This window comes from Streptomyces sp. NPDC025721 (genome assembly GCF_055558595.1).
This window is the reverse complement of record NZ_JBVHMF010000003.1, coordinates 169,994-191,214: the sequence shown is the minus strand read 5'-3', so window position 1 is coordinate 191,214 and position 21,221 is coordinate 169,994. Positions and strand designations below refer to the sequence as shown.

General features: G+C 73.3%; 3 protein-coding genes and 1 pseudogene. All 4 read left to right on the top strand.

The features are described 5' to 3' along the window. Positions 1-20: 20 nt before the first annotated feature. The 4 genes and pseudogenes from ACZ4EF_RS07170 (at position 21) to ACZ4EF_RS07155 (ending at position 20,985) form a co-directional block, all read left to right on the top strand. Positions 21-3,473, top strand: coding sequence for a type I polyketide synthase (locus tag ACZ4EF_RS07170; protein ID WP_467503206.1), 3,453 nt, complete (start codon positions 21-23; stop codon positions 3,471-3,473). A 111-nt stretch (positions 3,474-3,584) separates the two neighbouring features. Beyond that, positions 3,585-8,597 (top strand): annotated as a pseudogene (locus ACZ4EF_RS07165) (type I polyketide synthase); the annotation flags it as partial. 61 nt (positions 8,598-8,658) lie between these two features. Further along, positions 8,659-14,286, top strand: a complete 5,628-nt coding sequence (locus ACZ4EF_RS07160; RefSeq protein WP_467503204.1) for a type I polyketide synthase — start codon at positions 8,659-8,661, stop codon at positions 14,284-14,286. A gap of 60 nt (positions 14,287-14,346) precedes the next feature. Next, positions 14,347-20,985 (top strand): SDR family NAD(P)-dependent oxidoreductase, encoded by a 6,639-nt coding sequence (locus ACZ4EF_RS07155; protein WP_467503202.1) that lies wholly within the window; start codon positions 14,347-14,349, stop codon positions 20,983-20,985. The last annotated feature ends 236 nt before the right edge of the window (positions 20,986-21,221 follow it).

Below are 21,221 nucleotides of genomic sequence, written 5' to 3'. Positions count from 1 at the left end.
TGGAGTCGAAAAGGATGGCAATGGCGGAGAACGAGGCGAAACTGCTCGCGTACCTGAAGCGGGTGACCGGCGACCTGCGCGAGTCCCAGCAGCGGCTCCGCGACGCCACCGCCGCCAGGAACGAGCCGATCGCGGTCGTCGGCATGGCCTGCCGCTACCCGGGCGGCGTCGAAACCCCCGACGACCTCTGGCAGTTGGTCGCCGAGGGCGGCGACGCCATCACCCCGTTCCCCAAGGACCGGGGCTGGGACATCGACGACCGCTACGACGAGGACGCCGCGCGGCCCGGCAGCAACTACGTGCGGGGCGGCGGATTCCTCACCGGAGCAACCGAATTCGACGCGTCGTTCTTCGGCATCTCCCCCCGCGAAGCCCTCGGCATGGACCCGCAGCAACGGCTCCTCCTGCCCTGCACATGGGAACTCTTCGAACGGGCAGGCATCGACCCGCTGTCCGTCAAGGGCAGCCCCACCGGCACGTTCATCGGCTTCAGCTCCGCCGACTACGGCTGGGAACTCCCCGCCATCCCCGAGGAGGTCGAGGGCTACTACGCGACGGGCAACTTCGCCAGCGTGATGTCCGGCCGCGTCGCCTACACCTTCGGGCTCGAAGGCCCGGCGATCAGCGTCGACACGGCCTGCTCGTCGTCGCTGGTCGCCATGCACCTGGCCGCCGGGGCACTGCGCAGCCGCGAATGCTCCCTGGCCGTCGCCGGCGGAGTGACCGTCATGTCCACCGCCATCGGCTACCCCGAGTTCAGCCGCCAGCGCGCCCTGTCCCCTGACGGCCGCTGCCGCGCCTTCGCGGCCTCCGCCGACGGCTTCGGCCCCGCCGAGGGCCTGGGCCTGCTCCTGCTGGAACGGCTGTCGGACGCCCGGCGCAACGGCCACCGCGTCCTGGCCCTGATCCGCGGCTCCGCGGTCAACCAGGACGGTGCGAGCAACGGCCTCACCGCCCCCAACGGCCCCTCCCAGGAACGCGTCATCCGCGCCGCGCTGCGCAGCGCCAGGATCTCCGCCACCGACGTGGACGTGGTCGAGGCGCACGGCACCGGCACCTCCCTGGGCGACCCGATCGAGGCGACCGCCCTGCTCAACACCTACGGCGCGGGACGCGACGGCCAACGGCCGCTGTGGCTCGGCTCGGTGAAGTCCAACATCGGCCACACCTCGGCCGCGGCGGGCGTGGCAGGTGTGATCAAGATGGTGCAGGCCATGCGGCACGGAGTCCTGCCGAGGACCCTGCATGTCGACGAGCCGACACCGCACGTGGACTGGTCCGGCGGCGGGGTGCAACTGCTGACCGAGGAGCGGGAGTGGGTCAGGAGTGACGGACGTGCGCGGCGAGCAGGTGTGTCGGCCTTCGGCATCAGCGGGACGAACGCGCACCTGATCCTGGAGGAGGCCGGTGAGCCTACGGACGACGCGGGCGGCGTCGGCGGTGCGGCCGGCTCGGCGGACGCGCGCGATCCGCGAGACTCGGGCGACCGGGCCGGTACGCCGGAGGCCCGGTCGGGACCCGCGAACGGGCCGCTCGGGCCGCTGGGGTCCACTGTTCCGTGGCCCGTGTCCGCGCGGTCCGCCGCCGCACTGCGCGACCAGGCCGAGCGGCTGCTGGAGTACACGTTGGCCGGCCACGGCCCGGCCGCGCCGGAGATCGGCCTCGCCTTGGCGACGACCCGCGCCGCGTGGGAGCACCGCGCGGTCGTGCTGGACCCGGACCACCCCTCGGCCCTCGGCGCCCTCGCCTCAGGCACCCCCACAGGTGCCACCGTCACGGGCCTGGCCACGGTGGACGACACCGACGGCCGACCGGCCGACCACGTGGTCTTCGTCTTTCCTGGTCAGGGGTCGCAGTGGGCGGGGATGGCGTTGGGGTTGTTGGACTCCTCGCCGGTTTTCGGGGCGCGGTTGGCGGAGTGTGATGCGGCCCTGTTGCCTTACGTCGGCTCGTCGGTGGTGGAGGCGATTCGTAGCGGGGCTCTGGACGATGTGGTGGTGGTCCAGGGGGCGTTGTGGGCCGTGATGGTGTCGCTGGCGGCGGTGTGGCGTGCTGCCGGTGTCGAGCCGGGTGCGGTGATCGGTCACAGTCAGGGTGAGATTGCCGCCGCGTGTGTGGCGGGTGCGCTTTCCGTGGAGGATGCGGCGCGCGTGGTGGCGCTGCGGGCGAAGGCGATTCGCGGGTCGTTGTCGGGCAACGGTGGGATGGTGTCGGTCGCGCTTCCCGCGCAGGACGTACGGGAGCTGATCGCGCGGTGGGACGGTCGTATTTCCGTCGCGTCCGTGAACGGGCCCTCGTCCACGGTCGTTTCGGGTGAACCCCTGGCGCTGGCTGAGCTGCTGACGGTGTGTGAGGCCGAGGGTGTACGGGCGCGCCGTATCGATGTGGACTACGCGTCGCACTCCGCGCAGGTGGACGCCATACGCGACGAGGTCGTCCAGGCCCTGTCCGGCATCGAGCCCCAGGTGTCGCAGATCCCGTTCTACTCGACGGTGACCGGCGGCCGTATCGATACGAGCACGCTGGACGCCGATTACTGGGTGACCAACCTCCGCCAGGAAGTCCGTTTCGACGAGACCGTCCGGGCCCTACTGGCGGACGGTTTCACGTACTTCGTGGAGTCCAGCCCGCACCCGGTCCTGGCTGTCGGTCTGGCCGAGACGTTCGAGGACGCGGGCTCCGACGCCGTAGCCCTGGGCACCCTCCGCCGCGACGAAGGCGGCCAGGAACGCTTCCTCACCTCCCTCGCCGAAGGCTGGGTACGCGGCCTGCCCGTCGACTGGCGGTCCGTCTTCGCCGGAACCCCCGCCCACCTCGTGGACCTGCCTACGTACGCCTTCCAACCGCGCCGCTACTGGCTGGACATCGACCGCTCCGGCCCCGCCGTCCGCACGACGGCGCGGACCGAGGTGCTGGACGACGGTCCCGACGTCGACCCGGACGCGCTGACCCTGCGGCTTGCGGGACTCGACCGCGAGGAGCGGGAGCGCGTACTGCTCGACCTGCTGCGCGTGGAGGTGGCGACGGTGCTGCGGCACGCCACTCCGGACGACGTCGCGGCCGAACGGGCCTTCAAGGAACTGGGCTTCGACTCGCTGACCGCAGTCGAACTGCGCAAGCGGCTGAGCGCGGCGACCGGATTGAAGCTCCCGGCGACTGTCGTCTTCTCCTACCCGACGCCGATCAGCCTGGTCCGCTTCCTGCTGGACGAGATGGAAAGTGCGCCGGTCGACGGTGAACACGCCGAGGTCTTGAACGAGTTGGACGGGATCGCCACGCGGCTCGGCGGAATCTCGCCGGACGGCGAGACGCGTGAGCGGATCACCCGGCGTCTGGAGTCGCTGCTCTGGGCGTGGCGCGGAGACGCGGCGACCGGTGCGGAGGCGGGCGCCGACACCGGCGGAATCGCGCTGGACACCGCGTCGGACGACGAGATGTTCGCGCTGATCGACAAACAGTTGGGCACAGGCTGAGCCGCTCCGGTCACCGCTGTCGGACAAACGTCGCAGATCGTCGAAGGAGCGAGGGGAATGGCCACCGGTAATACGGAGGAGAGGCTTCGGGAGTACCTGAAGCGGGTGATGGCCGACTTGGGCGTCACGAAGCAGCGGCTTCGGGAGGCCGAGGCCGCCGCCCAGGAGCCGGTCGCGATCGTCGGCATGGCCTGCCGCTACCCGGGCGGTGTGCGATCGCCCGAGGATCTGTGGCGGTTGGTGGACGGCGAGCGTGACGCCATCGGGCCGTTCCCCGACGACCGCGGCTGGGACCTGGCCGGACTCTTCGACCCCGACCCGGAGAGCCGTGGCACCAGTTACGTCACCGAGGGCGGATTCCTCGACGGCGCGGCCGACTTCGACCCCGCGTTCTTCGGCATCACCCCGCGCGAGGCGCTCGGCATGGACCCGCAGCAGCGGCTCATGCTGGAGATCTCCTGGGAGGCGTTCGAGCGTGCGGGCATCGACCCGCGCGCCGTGCGCGAGGAACGGGTCGGCGTCTACACCGGAATCGTCGCCAACGGATACGTGTCGCGGCTGCGGCGCACGCCCGAGCCGGTCGAGGGCTACGTCATCACCGGCACCATGTCGAGCGTCGCCGCCGGGCGGATCGCGTACACGTTCGGTCTCCAAGGGCCCGCGCTCAGCGTCGAGACGGCGTGCTCGTCGTCGCTGGTGGCCCTGCACCTGGCCGTGCAGGCGCTGCGTTCCGGCGACTGCACGATGGCGCTCGCGGGCGGCATCGCGGTCATGCCGACTCCGGACGCCTTCGTGGAGTTCAGCCGCCAGCGCGGCCTGGCGCCCGACGGCCGGATCAAGGCGTTCGCCGCCGCCGCTGACGGCACCAACTGGGCAGAGGGCGCGGGCGCGTTGCTCGTCGAGCGGCTGTCGGACGCGCGCCGCAAAGGCCACCGTGTACTGGCCGTCGTCCGTGGCACCGCGCTCAACCAGGACGGCGCCAGCAACGGACTGTCCGCCCCCAACAACCTCGCTCAGGAACGGGTGATACGCGACGCGCTCGCCGACGCCCGCCTCAGCGCCGCGGACGTGGACGTGGTCGAGGCGCACGGCACCGGCACGACGCTCGGCGACCCCATCGAGGCGCAAGCGCTGCTCGCGACGTACGGGCGGGAGCGGACCGGCGAACGGCCTTTGTGGCTGGGCTCGGTGAAGTCCAACATCGGGCACTCAGGACCCGCGGCGGGCGTGGCGGGTGTGATCAAGATGGTGCAGGCCATGCGGCACGGAGTCCTGCCGAGGACCCTGCATGTCGACGAGCCGACGCCGCACGTGGAGTGGTCCGGCGGCGGGGTGGAGCTGCTGGCGGAGGCGCGCGAGTGGGTCCGGGGCGAGGGGCGTACGCGGCGGGCGGGAGTGTCGGCCTTCGGGATCAGCGGGACGAACGCGCACGTGATCCTTGAGGAGCCGCAGGCCGCAAGCGAGGACATCGCCGAACCCGGCCCGGCCGAGGGCCCGTTGGGATCGCTCAACGTCGTTCCGTGGCCGGTGTCCGCACGGTCGACCGCAGGGCTGCGCGGGCAGGCGGACCGGTTGGCCGCCGACCTGGCCGCTACCGCCGCAGCCGCGGACATCGGCCTCTCGCTGGCCACCACCCGCTCCGCGATGGAGCACCGCGCGGTGGTCCTGGCCGCGAGCAGCACACAGGCCCTGGACGTACTCGGCGCGCTCGCGGCGGACACGCCCGCCCCCGGCCTGGTGAGCGGAGCGGTTCGCTCCGACGCGGGTCGGGTGGTGTTCGTGTTCCCTGGTCAGGGGTCGCAGTGGGCGGGGATGGCGACTGAGCTTCTGGGGTCGTCTCCGGTGTTCGGGGCGCGGTTGGCGGAGTGTGACGCGGCGCTGCGTCCTTACGTGGGGTCGTCGGTGGTGGAGGCGATTCGTAGCGGGGCTCTGGACGATGTGGTCGTGGTTCAGGGGGCGTTGTGGGCGGTGATGGTGTCGCTGGCCGAGGTGTGGCGTGCTGCCGGTGTCGAGCCGGGTGCGGTGATCGGTCACAGTCAGGGTGAGATTGCCGCCGCGTGCGTGGCGGGCGCGCTTTCCGTGGAGGACGCGGCGAAGGTCGTGGCGTTGCGGGCGAAGGCCATTCGCGGGACCTTGTCCGGCAACGGTGGGATGGTGTCCGTCGCGCTGCCCGCGCAGGACGTACGGGAGCGGATCGCGCGGTGGGACGGTCGTATTTCTGTCGCGTCGGTGAACGGGCCCTCGTCCACAGTTGTTTCGGGCGAGCCGCAGGCGTTGGACGACCTTCTCGCCGCATGCGAGGCCGGGGGCGTACGGGCGCGTCGTATCGATGTGGACTACGCCTCGCATTCGGCACAGGTCGATGCCATACGTGACGAGGTAGTTGAGGCACTGGACGGCATCGAGCCCCAGGCGTCGCAGGTTCCGTTCTACTCCACGGTCACCGGCGGAAAGCTCGACACCACCGCGCTGGACGCCGACTACTGGGTGACCAACCTCCGTCAGGAGGTCCGTTTCGACGAGACCGTCCGGGCCCTCCTCGCCGACGGCTTCGGCTACTTCATCGAGTCCAGCCCGCACCCGGTCCTGGCTGTCGGCTTGGCGGAGACGTTCGAGGACGCAGGCTCCGACGCCGTCGCCCTGGGCACCCTCCGCCGTGACGAGGGCGGTCAGGAGCGCTTCCTGGCCTCGCTGGCGGAGGGTTGGGTACGGGGTCTCCCCGTCGACTGGCGGTCCGTCTTCGCCGGAACTCCCGCCCACCGCGTGGACCTCCCCACCTACGCCTTCCAGCGGCAGCGCTACTGGCTGGAGGACGACGATCCTGAGCGGGCAGCGGCGGGCGGCGCGGCGAACGCCGGGGTGCCCGATGCCGTGGAAGAGGCGTTCTGGGCGGCCGTGGACGGCGGAGACGCCGACACGGTGGCCGGTGAGCTGGGCGTCGTCACCGATCTGCCGCTGCGCGAGGCGCTGCCCGCGCTGTCCACGTGGCGCAGGCGCCGCCGTGAGGCGTCGGCGGTCGACGGCTGGCGGTACCGGATCGGCTGGCGGCCGGTCGTGTCCCCGGCGCAGGTACGGCTCACCGGCCGCTGGCTGCTGGTGCTGCCCCCGGCCGACCGGTGTCCCGCCGAATGGGCCGACCTCGCGGACGCGGCCCTGACCGGCCACGGCGCCCAGGTCGAACGGCTGCACCTCGACGCGACCACTACAGCGGGAAGCGCCGACGCCCTCGCCGCAGAGCTGCGGTCCCGCACCGACGGCGACACGACCGAGCGGACCACCCCCCTCACCGGCGTCCTGTCCCTGCTCGCGCTGGACGAGACGCCCGATCCCGAGCGGCCGGCGGTCACGGAGGGCCTGGCCGCCACCGTTTCCCTGGTCCAGGCCCTGGTGGCGGTGGCCGAGGAGTCCGGGACGCAGCCGACGCTGTGGTGCGCCACCCGTGGGGCGGTGTCGGTGGCGGCGGGGGACAGGACGGTCTCGGCGGCGCAGGCGCAGATCTGGGGCCTCGGCCGGGTGGTGGCGCTGGAGCACCCATTGCTGTGGGGCGGGCTGCTGGATCTTCCGGCCACGCCACTCGCGGAGCTGTCCGAGGAGGCGACGGCCCGGTCCGGCCGTGCCCTCGCCGCCGCCCTCGCCGGGATCGCCGACGAGGACCATGTGGCGCTGCGCCCGGACCTCGGCGGGCTGCTGGGCCGTCGCCTGCTGCGGGCCCCGGCCGCCGACTCGGCCGCCGTCCGCACATGGCTGCCCGAGGGCACCGTGCTGGTCACGGGCGGTACCGGCGGGATCGGCGCGCACATCGCCCGCTGGCTGGCCGCCGGGGGAGCGCCGCACCTGGTGCTGGTCAGCCGTCGCGGGGCGGACGCGCCGGGCGCCGCCGCCCTGGAGAAGGAGCTGGTGCAGGCCGGCGCACGGGTCACCTTCGCCGCCTGCGATGTCGCGGACCGCGACGCGCTCGCCGCCGTACTCGCCGCGATCCCGGCGGAGGAACCGCTGTCGGCCGTGTTCCACGCCGCGGCCGTTCTGGACGACAGCGTGGTGGCACATCTGACCCGTGATCAGATGGAACGGGTGCTGCGCGTCAAGGCCGGTGCGGCGGTGCATCTGCACGAGCTGACGCGGGACATGAACGTGTCGGCGTTCGTGCTCTGTTCGTCCTTCGGAGCGACCTTCGGCATGCCGGGACTCGGCAACTACGCGCCAGGCAACGCGTTCCTGGACGCGCTGGCCGAGCGCCGCCGCGCCGAGGGACTTCCCGCCACCTCCGTGGCATGGGGTACGTGGGCCGGTACCGGTATGGCCGCGGGGGACGTCGGTGCCCGGGGCCGCCTGGAGGGCATCCACGAGATGGCGCCCGCGCTGGCCGTGACCGCCCTCCAACAGGCGCTCGACCGCGACGAGACCGCCCCGGTGGTCATCGACCTGCGCTGGGAGCGGTTCGCGCCCGTCTTCCACGCCAAGCGCCCGACCGCGCTGTTCGCGGAGATCCCCGAGGCGGTCGCCGCACTGCGGTCCGGTGCGGCGGGCGACACGGAAGCCGCGGGGACCGGTGCGGCCACGGCGGGAGAACTGCGGTCCCGGCTGGCGGGCCGCCCGGCGGCGGAACAGGAGCGCGAGCTGGTCGAGTTGGTGCGCGGGCACGCCGCCGCGGTCACCAGCCACGTGACCCTCGACGGCGCCACGGGGGAATCCGTCGACCAGGACCGGCCGTTCCGCGAGCTGGGCTTCGACTCCCTCATGGCGGTCGAACTGCGCAACCGGATCGGTACGGCGACCGGCCTGGCCCTGCCGTCGACGCTCGTCTTCGACTATCCGACGGTCGCGGTCCTCGCCCGCCACCTGCGCGAGGAACTGGGCCTCGGCGGCGAGGACACCGCCGGGACGCCGGGCCTGGCCGAACTCGACCGACTGGAAAGCGCGTTGGCGGCCGGACTGCCCGAGGGACCGGCCCGCGCGAAATTCGTCAAGCGCCTTGAGCGCCTGCTGTGGAAGGTCGGCGACGACGAGGCCGCGGACGACGAGGCACCCGAAGGCCCCGGCGGGAGCGCGACGGACGAGGACGCGCTGGGCGCCGCGAGCAACGAGGAGATCTTCGCCCTGATCGACCGTGAGCTGGGCACGTGATGACCCGCTCGTTCTCTGGAAACCCCGCCCGCAGGTCCCCACGATCCCCGGAGTGCACGCGATGACGAACCAGGCCCCGTCCACCGACGAGAAGAAGCTCCGCGACTACCTCAACAAGGTCATGACCGACCTGAGGCGCACGCAGCGGCGGCTCCGGACGGTCGAGGCGCAGAGCCACGAACCCGTCGCGGTCATCGGCATGGCCTGCCGCTATCCCGGCGGTGTCACCTCCCCCGAGGACCTGTGGGACCTCGTCGCGGGGGAGGGGGACGCGATGACCGGCTTCCCCGGTGACCGCGGCTGGGAGACCGACGACCTGAGGCTGTTCGACCCCGAGGGCGTCGAACTCGCCTGCGAGGGCGGCTTCGTGGACGGCGCGGCCGACTTCGACGCCGAACTGTTCGGCATCTCGCCGCGCGAGGCGCTGGCCATGGACCCGCAGCAGCGGCTGGTCCTGGAGTCCGCGTACGAGGCGTTCGAGCGGGCCGGTATCGCGCCCGCCGACCTGCGCGGCAGCCGTACCGGCGTGTTCGTCGGCGCGTCCTACACCGGGTACGGCGCCGATGTCGCGCGGATACCCGAGGGCCTTGAGGGCTACACGATGACCGGGTCGGCCAACAGCGTGGTCTCCGGCCGTGTGTCCTACGCCTTCGGCCTGGAGGGCCCGGCGCTGACGGTGGACACCGCGTGCTCGTCGTCGCTGGTCGCCCTGCACCTGGCCGTGCGGTCGCTGCGCGACGGCGAGTCCGAACTCGCCCTGGCCGGGGGCGCGATGGTGATGCCGAGCCCGATGGAGTTCATCGAGTTCAGCCGCCAGCAGATGCTCGCGCCCAACGCCCGGTGCAAGGCGTTCGCCGCCGCCGCGGACGGCACCAGCTTCTCCGAGGGCGCGGGCCTGGTGCTGCTGGAGCGGCTGTCGGACGCCCGGCGCAACGGCCACCGCGTGCTGGCCGTGGTCCGCGGCACCGCGGTCAACCAGGACGGCGCGAGCAACGGCCTGACCGCCCCCAACGGCCCCTCGCAGCGCCGGGTGATCGAGGCCGCGCTCGCCGACGCCCGGCTGACCGGCGACGAGGTGGACGCGGTCGAGGCGCACGGCACCGGTACGACGCTCGGCGACCCGATCGAGGCGCAGGCACTGCTCGCCACCTACGGCAAGGACCGCCCCGCCGACCGGCCGCTGTGGCTCGGTTCGGTCAAGTCGAACATCGGGCACGCGCAGGCCGCCGCGGGTGTCGCGGGCGTGATCAAGATGGTCCAGGCCATGCGGTACGGACTGCTGCCGCGCACCCTGCACGTGGACGCGCCGACCCCCCAGGTCGACTGGTCCAGCGGCACCGTCAAGCTGCTGACCGAGGCCAGGCAGTGGCCGACCGCCGAGGACCGGCCGCGCCGCGCGGGCGTCTCCGCCTTCGGCATCAGCGGCACCAACGCGCATGTCGTCCTGGAAGCCGCCACCGACTTCGCCGAGCCGGACGAGGCCGAATCCGCGCTGGACGAAGGCCCGTTGGGCCCGCTGAACGCCGTCCCGTGGCCCGTGTCGGGCCGGTCCGCCGCCGCCCTGCGAGCTCAGGCCCGCCGACTGAGCGGATACGCGGGCGACTCTGACGCCCCGGACTTCGCCTCCATCGGCCGGGCGCTCGCCCTCACCCGCGCCGAGCACGAGCACCGCGCCGTCACCGTCGCCACCGACACCAAGTCGGCGCTCAGCGCGCTCGGTTCGCTGTCGGAGGGCGTCCCGGCGCCGGGACTGGTGTCCGGTGTGGTGCGTCCGGGCTCCGGCCGGGTGGTTTTCGTCTTTCCCGGTCAGGGGTCGCAGTGGGCGGGGATGGCGATGGAGTTGCTTGCTTCGTCTCCGGTGTTCGCGGCGCGGTTGGCGGAGTGTGACGCGGCCCTGCGTCCTCACGTCGGTTCGTCGGTGGTGGAGGCGATCCGCGAGGGCGCTCTGGATGACGTGGTGGTGGTTCAGGGGGCGTTGTGGGCGGTGATGGTGTCGCTGGCTGCGGTGTGGCGTGCTGCGGGTGTCGAGCCGGGCGCGGTCATCGGTCACAGCCAGGGCGAGATTGCCGCCGCGTGCGTGGCGGGCGCGCTTTCCGTGGAGGACGCGGCGAAGGTCGTGGCGCTGCGGGCGAAGGCCATTCGCGGGACCTTGTCGGGCAACGGTGGAATGGTGTCGGTCGCGTTGCCCGCGCAGGACGTACGTGAGCTGATCGCGCGCTGGGACGGCCGGATCGGTGTGGCTTCGGTCAACGGGCCTTCGTCCACGGTGGTCTCGGGCGAGCCGGAGACGCTGGACGACGTTCTCGCCGCATGCGAGGCCGGGGGCGTACGGGCCCGTCGTATCGATGTCGACTACGCGTCGCACTCGGCACAGGTGGACGCCATCCGTGACGAGGTCGTCCAGGCCCTGTCAGGCATCGAGCCGCAGTCGTCGCAGGTTCCGTTCTACTCCACGGTGACCGGCGGCAAGCTCGACACGACCGCGCTCGATGCGGCGTACTGGGTGACCAACCTCCGTCAGGAGGTCCGTTTCGACGAGACCGTCCGGGCTCTGCTCTCCGACGGCTTCGGGTACTTCATCGAGTCCAGCCCGCACCCGGTTCTCGCAGTCGGTCTCGCGGAGACCTTCGAGGACGCGGCATCGGACGCCGTCGCCCTGGGCACCCTCCGCCGCGAAGAGGGCGGCCAGGAGCGCTTCCTGACCTCGCTCGCCGAAGGCTGGGTACGGGGTCTCCCCGTCGACTGGCGGTCCGTCTTCGCCGGAACCCCGGCCCACCCCGTGGACCTGCCGACCTACGCCTTCCAGCACCAGCGCTACTGGCTGGAGGGTGACGCCGCGCGCGCCGGGGACCCGAGCGGGCTCGGGCAGGAGTCCGTCGATCACCCGCTGCTGTCGGCCGCGGTCCGCGTCGCCGACGAGGACCGGATCGTGCTGACGGGCCGCCTCTCGCTGCGCACCCACCCGTGGCTGGCCGACCACAGTCTGCACGACCGTCCCGTGCTGCCCGGCGCTGTCTTCGCCGAACTCGCCCTCTACGCGGGCGAGATGGCGGGCTGCGGCCGGATCGAGACGCTGGAGCTGGCCGTGCCGCTCGCGCTGCGGGGAAAGGCCGCGGTGCACGTCCAGGTGTCCGTCGGCGCGCCCGACGAGGACGGTGGCCGCCCGCTGGCCGTGCACGCCCGCGCCGAGGACGCCGAGCCGGACGCGCCGTGGGTCAGGCACGCCACCGGCGTCCTCGTACCCGAGGAACCGGACGCGTCCGGCCCGGCCGACGAACCGGAAGGCTCCGTCTGGCCGCCCAGCGGCGCGCAGCCCGTCAGCCTCGCCTATTTCCACCGCCGGATGGCCGACCTGGGCCAGGTGTACGGCCCGGCGTTCGAGGGCCTGCGCAAGCTGTGGCGAGTCGGCCGCGAGTACTACGCCGAGATCCGGCTGCCCGAGGAACACGCCCGCGACGCGGCCCGGTTCTGCCTTCACCCGGCTCTGCTGGACGCGGCACTGCAACCCGCCCTGGTCAACCGGAACCAGAACGCCCAGTGGACGCGGTGGTCCGGCTTCTCGCTGCGCGCCGCCGGGGCGACCGCGCTCCGCGCCCACCTGCGTCCGACCGGCCAGCCCGACGAGTTCACCGCGACGTTCACCGATCCCGACGGCGGCCCGGTCGCCGTCCTGGACGCCGGGCTGCCGCAGCCGGTGACCGCCGACGAGGTGAACCACTCGGCCGCCGGCCGGCCGGACAGCCTCCACCGCGTGGAGTGGGCGCCGGTTCCCGTCTCCGGCCAGAGCGCCGACTGGCTGCTGCTCGGCCCGGTCGACGACCGGCTCACCGAAGCCCTGGAGGAATCCGGGGCGTACCCGCAGGCGTACGACGATCTCGGCGCGCTCACCGAAGCTCTCGACGCGGGGCTTCCCGCGCCCGAACTCGTCGCCGTCAGCAACGGGTTCGGTCCGGACGAGCGGGACGACGCCTCGGCCGCCCGTGCCGCCACCGTCGACCTCCTCGCCACGGTCCAGAGCTGGCTCGCCGAGGACCGGCTGGCACCGTCCCGGCTGGTCGTCTTCACCCGGCACGCGGTCGCCGCCCGCGCCGAGGACCGGATCGACGACCTCGTCGGCGCCGCGCTGTGGGGTCTGATCCGTTCGGCGCAGGCCGCCCACCCCGGCCGGTTCGTCCTGGTCGACGTGGACGACGACCCGGGCTCGCTGGCGCTCTTCCCCACCTCCGTACCCGCCGCTGTCGGCTCCGGTGAACCCCAACTCGCTCTGCGCGCGGGCACGGTCATGGTGCCCCGGCTCGCCCGTGCCACGTCGTCGGCGGCAGGCGGCACCCCGTGGCGGCCCGACGGCACCGTCCTGATCACCGGCGGCACCGGCGCGCTCGGCAGCCTGATTGCCCGTCACCTGGTCCAGCGGCACGGCGTACGTCATCTGCTGCTGGTCGGCCGCCGCGGCGAAGAGGCCCCCGGCGCGGCCGAGTTGCGGGATGAGTTGACCGGGTCGGGTGCAGCGACCGTCACCGTCGCCGCGTGCGACGCCGCGGACCGCGACGCGCTCGCCGCCCTTCTCGCGACCGTCCCCGAGGAACACCCGCTGACCGCCGTCCTGCACTGCGCGGGCGTACTGTCCGACGCCTCGCTGGAACGGCTCACCGCGCAGGACATCGACCGGGTCTTCGCGCCCAAGGCCGCCGCCGCCCTCCATCTGCACGATCTGACGCGCGACGCCGACCTGTCCGCGTTCGTGCTGTTCTCCTCCGCCTCCGGCGTCCTCGGCAGCATCGCCCAGGCCAACTACGCCGCCGCGAACGCCTTCGTCGACGCCCTCGCCCGGCAGCGCCGCGACCTCGGACTGCCGGGTCAGTCACTCGCCTGGGGCCTGTGGGCGCAGAGCAGCGCGATGGGCGCCGACGCCGACGCGGCCAAGGTCGCGCGGGCCGGGGTCCTGCCGCTGTCCGCGCGCCAGGGCACCGACCTGTTCGACGCGGCCGTCACCGATGGCGAGAGCCTGCTCGTCCCCATCCGGCTCGACACCGACGCGCTGCGCGTACGGGCCGCGTCCGGCACGCTCCCCGACCTCCTGCGCGGCCTCGTCCAGGCCGCCGCACCGGCCAGGCGCAAGGTGGAGGCACCGCGCGCGGAGACCGCGGCGGCCGACTGGTCGGCCCGGCTCGCCGGGCTGTCGCAGGCCGAACAACTGCACAGGCTGGAGGAGTTGATCCGCGGCCACGTCGCCTCGGTGCTCGGCCACGGCTCGCCCGAGGCCATCGAGACCGACCGGGCCTTCAAGGAGCTGGGCTTCGACTCCCTGACCGCGCTGGAGCTGCGCAACCGGCTCCAGGCGTCCATCGGTGTCCAGTTGCCCGCCAGCATCGCCTTCGACCACCCGACCATGACCGCCGCGGCCCGCTTCATCCGCGGCCAACTCGCCCCGGGCGAAGCCGCCGAGACCGTCCCGGCCCTCGCCGAACTGGACCGCCTGGAATCGGTGCTGCTGGACCTGCCGGCCGCCGACGACGAGCTGCGGCGGAAGGTCACCGCGCGGCTGCACGCCCTGGCCTCCAAATTGCAGGACGCGCAGGACCCCGGCGCCGCCCGGTCCGCCGGCAAGGCCGCCGACGACCTCGATCTCGAAGCGGCCACCGATTCCGAGCTGCTCGCCATGCTCGACGACGAACTCGACACCCCGTGACGGCGCCCACCGTACGGCTGTGACCTCACCGAACCCGAACACGAATAGGTGTGACTCCTGATGGACACCACGGTCAGCAGCGCCGGCGCCGGCCAGGTCGGCGAGGACAAGCTCCGCGAGTACCTCAAGCGCGCCACCGCCGACCTGCGCAAGGCGCGGCGCCGGGTCCGCGAGCTGGAGGACCCGCAGCCCATCGCGATCGTGGCGATGGCCTGCCGCTACCCGGGCGGCGTCGAAACCCCCGACGACCTGTGGCAGTTGGTCGCCGAGGACGGCGACGCCATCACCCCGTTCCCCGTCAACCGCGGCTGGGACCTGGACAGCCTCTACGACGCCGACCCCGACGCCGAGGGCAAGAACTACGTGCGCGAGGGCGGATTCCTGCACGACGCGGACCAGTTCGACGCCGACTTCTTCAGCGTCAACGCCCGCGAGGCCCTGATCATGGACCCGCAGCAGCGGCTCATGCTGGAGATCTCCTGGGAGGTGCTGGAGCGGGCGGGCATCGACCCGCTGTCCGTCAAGGGCAGCCGCGGCGGGGTGTTCGTCGGCGCCGCCACCGTGGACTACGTCACCGGCAACCACAAGGTGCCCGAGGGCCTCGAGGGCTACATCGGGGTCGGCTCCTTCGCCAGCGTCGTCTCCGGCCGCGTCTCCTACAGCCTCGGCCTGGAGGGCCCCGCGCTCACCGTCGACACCGCGTGCTCGTCGTCACTGGTCGCGATGCACCTGGCGGTGCAGGCGCTGCGGTCGGGAGAGTGCTCCTTCGCCCTCGCCGGCGGTGTCGCGGTGATGCCGACACCGCAGGGCTTCATCGCGTTCAGCAGGCAGCGCGCCCTCGCGCCCGACGGCCGCTGCAAGTCCTTCGCCGGGGCGGCCGACGGCTTCGGCCCGTCCGAGGGCGCGGGGGTGCTGCTGCTGGAGCGGCTGTCGGACGCGCGGCGCCAGGGCCACCACGTGCTCGCCGTGCTCCGCGGCTCCGCCCTCAACCAGGACGGCGCCAGCAACGGGCTCACCGCCCCCAACGGCCCGTCCCAGGAGCGCGTCATCCGCGACGCCCTCGCCGACGCACGCCTGTCCGCCGACCAGGTGGACGCGGTCGAGGCCCACGGCACGGGCACCCGGCTCGGCGACCCCATCGAGGCCCAGGCCCTGCTCGCGACCTACGGGCGGAACCGCGCCGACAGCGACGCCCTCAAGCTCGGCTCCATCAAGTCCAACATCGGCCACACCGCCCACGCGGCGGGCGTGGCGGGCGTCATCAAGATGGTCCAGGCGATGCGCAACGGACTGCTGCCGCGCACCCTCCACGTCGACGAGCCGTCCCCCTTCATCGACTGGTCCGGCGGCGGAGTCGAACTTCTCACCGAGCCGCTCGAATGGAAGCGCGCCGACCGGCCGCGCCGGGCCGCCGTGTCCTCCTTCGGGATCAGCGGGACGAACGCGCACGTGATCCTGGAGGAGCCGGAGCACGACGGTGCGCAGGCCCTCGCGGAACCCGAAGTCAGCCCGGACAGGAGCCCGTTGGGGCCGCTGAGGGTCGTCCCGTGGCTCGTGTCCGGGCGGTCGGCGGACGCGCTGCGCGAACAGGCCGAACGGCTCGCGCACCACGTCGGCGACAGCTCCCGCCCGGCCGACGTCGGGCTGTCGCTCGCCACGTCACGGGCCGCCCTGGAACACCGCGGCGTGGCGCTCGCCACGGAGGCGCACCAGGCGCGGGGCCTGCTGGGGTCTGTCGCGGAGGGTGTCGCGGCCTCGGGCGTGGTGTCCGGTGTGGTGCGTCCGGGCTCCGGCCGGGTGGTTTTCGTCTTTCCTGGTCAGGGGTCGCAGTGGGCGGGGATGGCGATGGAGTTGCTTGCTTCGTCTCCGGTGTTCGCGGCGCGGTTGGCGGAGTGTGACGCGGCGCTGCGTCCTTACGTGGGTTCGTCTGTGGTGGAGGCGATTCGCGAGGGCGTCCTGGATGACGTGGTGGTCGTTCAGGGCGCGTTGTGGGCGGTGATGGTGTCGCTCGCCGAGGTGTGGCGTGCTGCCGGTGTCGAGCCGGGTGCGGTGATCGGTCACAGCCAGGGGGAGATCGCCGCCGCGTGCGTCGCTGGCGCGTTGTCGGTGGAGGACGCCGCGAAGGTCGTGGCGCTGCGGGCGAAGGCCATTCGCGGAACCTTGTCCGGCAACGGCGGAATGGTCTCCGTCGCCCTCCCTGCGGAAGCGGTGCGGGAGCAGATCGCGCGCTTCGAGGGGCGGATATCCGTCGCCTCAGTGAACGGCCCGTCGTCCACGGTCGTCTCCGGTGAGCCGGAGACGCTGGACGACCTCCTCGCCGGATGCGAGGCCGAGGGCGTACGGGCGCGTCGTATCGATGTCGACTACGCCTCGCATTCGGCACAGGTCGATGCCATACGCGGGGAGGTAGTTGAGGCACTGGACGGCATCGAGCCCCGGTCGTCTCAGATCCCGTTCTACTCCACGGTCACCGGCGGCAAGCTCGACACGACCGCGCTGGACGCCGACTACTGGGTGACCAACCTCCGCCAAGAGGTCCGTTTCGACGAGACCGTCCGGGCCCTGCTCTCCGACGGCTTCGGCTACTTCGTCGAGTCCAGCCCGCACCCGGTTCTCGCAGTCGGTCTCGCCGAGACCTTCGAGGACGCGGCATCGGACGCCGTCGCCCTGGGCACCCTCCGCCGCGAAGAGGGCGGCCAGGAGCGCTTCCTGACCTCGCTCGCCGAAGGCTGGGTACGGGGTCTCCCCGTCGACTGGCGGTCCGTCTTCGCCGCAACCACCGCCCAGCGGGTGGACCTGCCCACCTACGCCTTCCAGCACCAGCACTACTGGCTCGCCGAGGGCTACAAGAACTCCGGCGACGCCTCCGACCTCGGGCTCGAAGCCGCCGGACACCCCTTGCTGGGCGCCGCGTTGCCGGTCGCGGGCGCGGACCGGCTGCTGCTGACCGGGCGGCTGTCGACCGCCACCCACCCCTGGCTGGCCGACCACCGGGTGGGCGGCCGGCTGCTGCTGCCCGGTACCGCCTTCGTGGAGCTGGCGCTGCACGCCGCCGACCTCGCGGGCTGCGGCACGGTGGCGGAACTGACCCTCGGCAGCCCGCTGGTGCTGCCCGAACGGGGCAACGTCCAGGTGCAGTTGTCCGTCGCCGCGCCCGACGCGCGGGGCCGCCGCGAGTTGGAGGTGCACGCCCGGCCCGAGGGCGGTGAGACCCCCGCGGAGTGGACGCGGCACGCCACCGCCACGCTCGCGCCCGCCGCCGACGCGGCGGACGGCGGTGCCGACGCCGCGCTGGGCGGGACCGCGTGGCCGCCGCCGGGCGCCGTGGCCGCCGACACCGAGGGGATGTACGAACGGGCGCAGGAGTCCGTCTACGCCTTCGGCCCGGCCTTCCAGGGGCTGCGGTCCGCTTGGCGGCTCGGCGACGCCGTCTACGCCGAGGCCGCGCTGCCGGTCGAACTCCACCAGGACGCGGGCAGGTTCGGCGTCCACCCGGCACTGCTGGACGCGGCGCTGCACGCCACCGGCTTCGGCGACTTCCTCGATTCCTCGGGTACCTATCTGCCGTTCGCCTGGCGTGACGTGACGCTGCACGCGGTCGGTGCCGGGGCCGTGCGGGTGCGGGTCACGGCGGCCGAGGGGCAGGACAGCCTGCGGCTGATGCTCGCCGACGCGGACGGCGCCCCGGTGCTGTCCGTCGGCTCGCTGGTGATGCGGCCGGTCAGCGCGGCTCAGTTGGACGCGGCGGGTCCGGAAGCCGACGCGGACATCAAGGACGCGCTGTTCCAACTCGACTGGCAGCGGCTCCCGTTGGACGCGGGCGCGCCGACCGGCGCGGGCTGGGCCGTACTCGGCGACGACGTCCACGGTCTGCTGCCCGCGCTGCGCGCGGTGGACGCCGTGGCCGAAGTCCGCACCGGTCCAGTCGAATTGGCCGCCGCGATCGCCGAGGGCGCGCCCGCGCCCGGCCTGGCCCTGCTGTCGTTCGGTACGCCGAAGCCCGGCGGCGACCTCGCGGCCACCACCCGTGACGTCGTCACCGACGCGCTCGCCCTGCTCCAGGAGTGGCTGGCCGACGACCGGCTGCGGGGCACCCGCCTGGCGCTGGTGACCCGGCGGGCGGTCGCCGCGGCCGAGGACGAGGACGTCGAGGACCTGGCGCACGCCGCGCTCTGGGGGCTGCTGCGGTCGGCGCAGGCCGAGAACCCGGGCCGGTTCCTGCTGCTCGACCTCGACGGCCGCGACGAGTCCCGGCTGCGCGTCGGCGCCGCCCTCAACAGCGCGATCGCCGCCGACGAGCAGCAGATCGCGCTGCGCGTCGGGGTGGCCACCGTGCCGCGCCTCGCCCCGGCCGACACCACCCGCCTGCTGCGCCCGCCGGCCGGCGCCGCGGCCTGGCGGCTCGACACCACCGCGCCCGGCACCCTGGACGCACTCGCGCTGATTCCGCACCCCGAGGCGCTGGCACCGCTGGAGGAGGGGCAGGTACGCGTATCGGTCCGCGCGGCCGGTGTGAACTTCCGTGACGTGCTGGTGAGCCTCGGCATGGTGCCGGGCCAGGCCCGGCTCGGCAGCGAGGGCGCGGGCCTGATCACCGAGGTCGGGCCCGGCGTCACCGAGCTGGCCGTCGGAGACCGGGTGATGGGCCTGCTGCACGACCCGTTCGGACCGTACTCGGTCACCGACCAGCGGCTGGTGGTGCGGATACCGCGCGGCCTGTCCTTCGAGCAGGCGGCGGGCGTGCCCGCGGTGTTCCTGACCGCCTGGTTCGGGCTCGCGGACCTCGCGGGCCTCGCCGAGGGACAGCGGCTGCTGGTGCACGCCGCGACCGGCGGCGTCGGCATGGCCGCAGCCCAACTCGCCCGCTACTGGGGCGCGGAGGTCTTCGCCACGGCCAGCGAGGGCAAGTGGGACACGCTCCACCGGATGGGCTTCGAGGAGTCCCGGATCGCCTCCAGCCGCACCCTGGAGTTCGAGGAGAAGTTCCTCGCGGCCACCCACGGGCACGGCATGGACGTCGTACTCAACTCGCTGGCGCAGGAGTTCATCGACGCCTCACTGCGGCTGCTGCCCGAGGGCGGCACATTCCTGGAACTGGGCAAGACCGATCCGCGCGACGCGGACACGGTCGCCGCCGACCACCCCGGGGTGGCGTACCGCCGCTACGACCTGATCGACGCGGGCGCCGACCGGATCGCGGAGATCCTCGGCAAGCTCGTCGCGCTCTTCGAACGCCGTATCCTGCGCCCGCTGCCCGTCCGCACCTGGGACGTGCGCCGCGCGCCCGAGGCGTTCCGGCTGATGAGCCAGGCCAAGCACACCGGCAAGCTGGTGCTGACCGTGCCCAAGCCGCTCGACCCGGACGGCACGGTGCTGGTCACCGGAGGCACCGGCACTCTCGGCTCGATCGCCGCCCGGCACCTGGTCACCGCATGGGGCGTACGGCACCTGCTGCTGACCAGCCGACGCGGTCCCGACGCCCCCGGCGCCGTACAACTGCGCGCGGAACTCCTGGAGTCGGGCGCCGAGAGCGTCACCGTCACCGCGTGCGACGCGGCGGACCGCGACGCGCTCGCCGCCGTACTCAACGCCGTCCCGGCCGACCGCCCGCTGACCGCCGTCGTGCACACCGCCGGTGTCCTGGACGACGGGATGGTCGGCTCGCTGACCTCCGAACAGGTCGACCGGGTGCTGCGGCCCAAGGTGGACGCGGTCGTCAACCTCGCCGACCTGACAAGGGAGTCGGACCTGGCCGAGGTCGTGCTGTACTCGGCGGGCGCCGGTGTGCTCGGCAACCCCGGACAGGCCAACTACGCCGCCGCGAACGCGTTCCTGGACGCGTACGCGCACCATCGCCGCGCCCACGGTCAGCCCGCGCTCTCCCTGGCCTGGGGTTACTGGTCGGAGGTCAGCGAGCTGACCGGACGGCTTGACGAGCAGCAGGTCGCCCGGATGACCGGCTCCGGTGTGCTGCCGATCGACGCCCGGCGCGGCATGGCTCTGCTCGACGCGGCGCGCGGTACGGGCACGGCCCTGGCCGTCCCGACCCGGCTGCACCTGCCGACGCTGCGCGACCAGGCCGGGCAGGCGCCGGTGCCCGGCATGCTGCGCGCACTGGTCGCGGGCGGCAGGCCCGCGGGCCGCCGGGCCGCCGCCCGCTCCACCGCCCCGGTGGAGGCGCGCTCGCTCGCCGCGAAACTGGCCGGACGGCCCGCGGCCGAGCAGCGCGAGCACCTGCTCGATCTGGTCCGCTCGCACGCCTCCGCGGTGCTCGGGCTCAGCGGCACCGACCCGGTCGGCCCGTCGCGGGCCTTCAAGGACCTGGGCGTCGACTCGCTCACCGCGGTGGAGCTGCGCAACCGGCTCAACGCCGCGACCGGCCTGACACTCCCCAGCACCCTGGTCTTCGACTGCCCGTCCCCGTCCGCGCTCGCCGCCCGGCTCCACGAAGAGCTGGTGGAGGGCTCCGCCGATGTCGCGGGACCCCCTTCGGCCGACTCCGAGGAGGCCAGGATCCGCGGACTGCTGGCCACCGTCCCGTTCGCCCGGCTCCGCGCCGCCGGCGTCCTGGACACGCTGCTGCGGCTGGCCGACACACCCGACGCGCCCGAGGAACCCGAGGCGCGGGAGGAGCGGCGCGAGGCCATCGCCGACATGGACGTCGACGACCTGGTGCGCGCCGCGCTGGGCGAGCGGTGACGGCGTGCGCCCGGTACGTACGGCAGCGGTCGGCACGGCAGCGGTTCGTACAGCAGCGGTCGGTACGGCACCGGACCGCACGGACCGGCCTCGCCCCTCGACCCGCGGTACGGAGCCGGACCGCGAGCCACCGGGGGCCGTGGCAGGAGCGGTACCGGTTCTGAACGCCCGAGCAGCCGCCCGGAGCCGGCCGACGCGAGAGCCGAGCCCGGGGCCCCGGCCCACCGGAGATCACG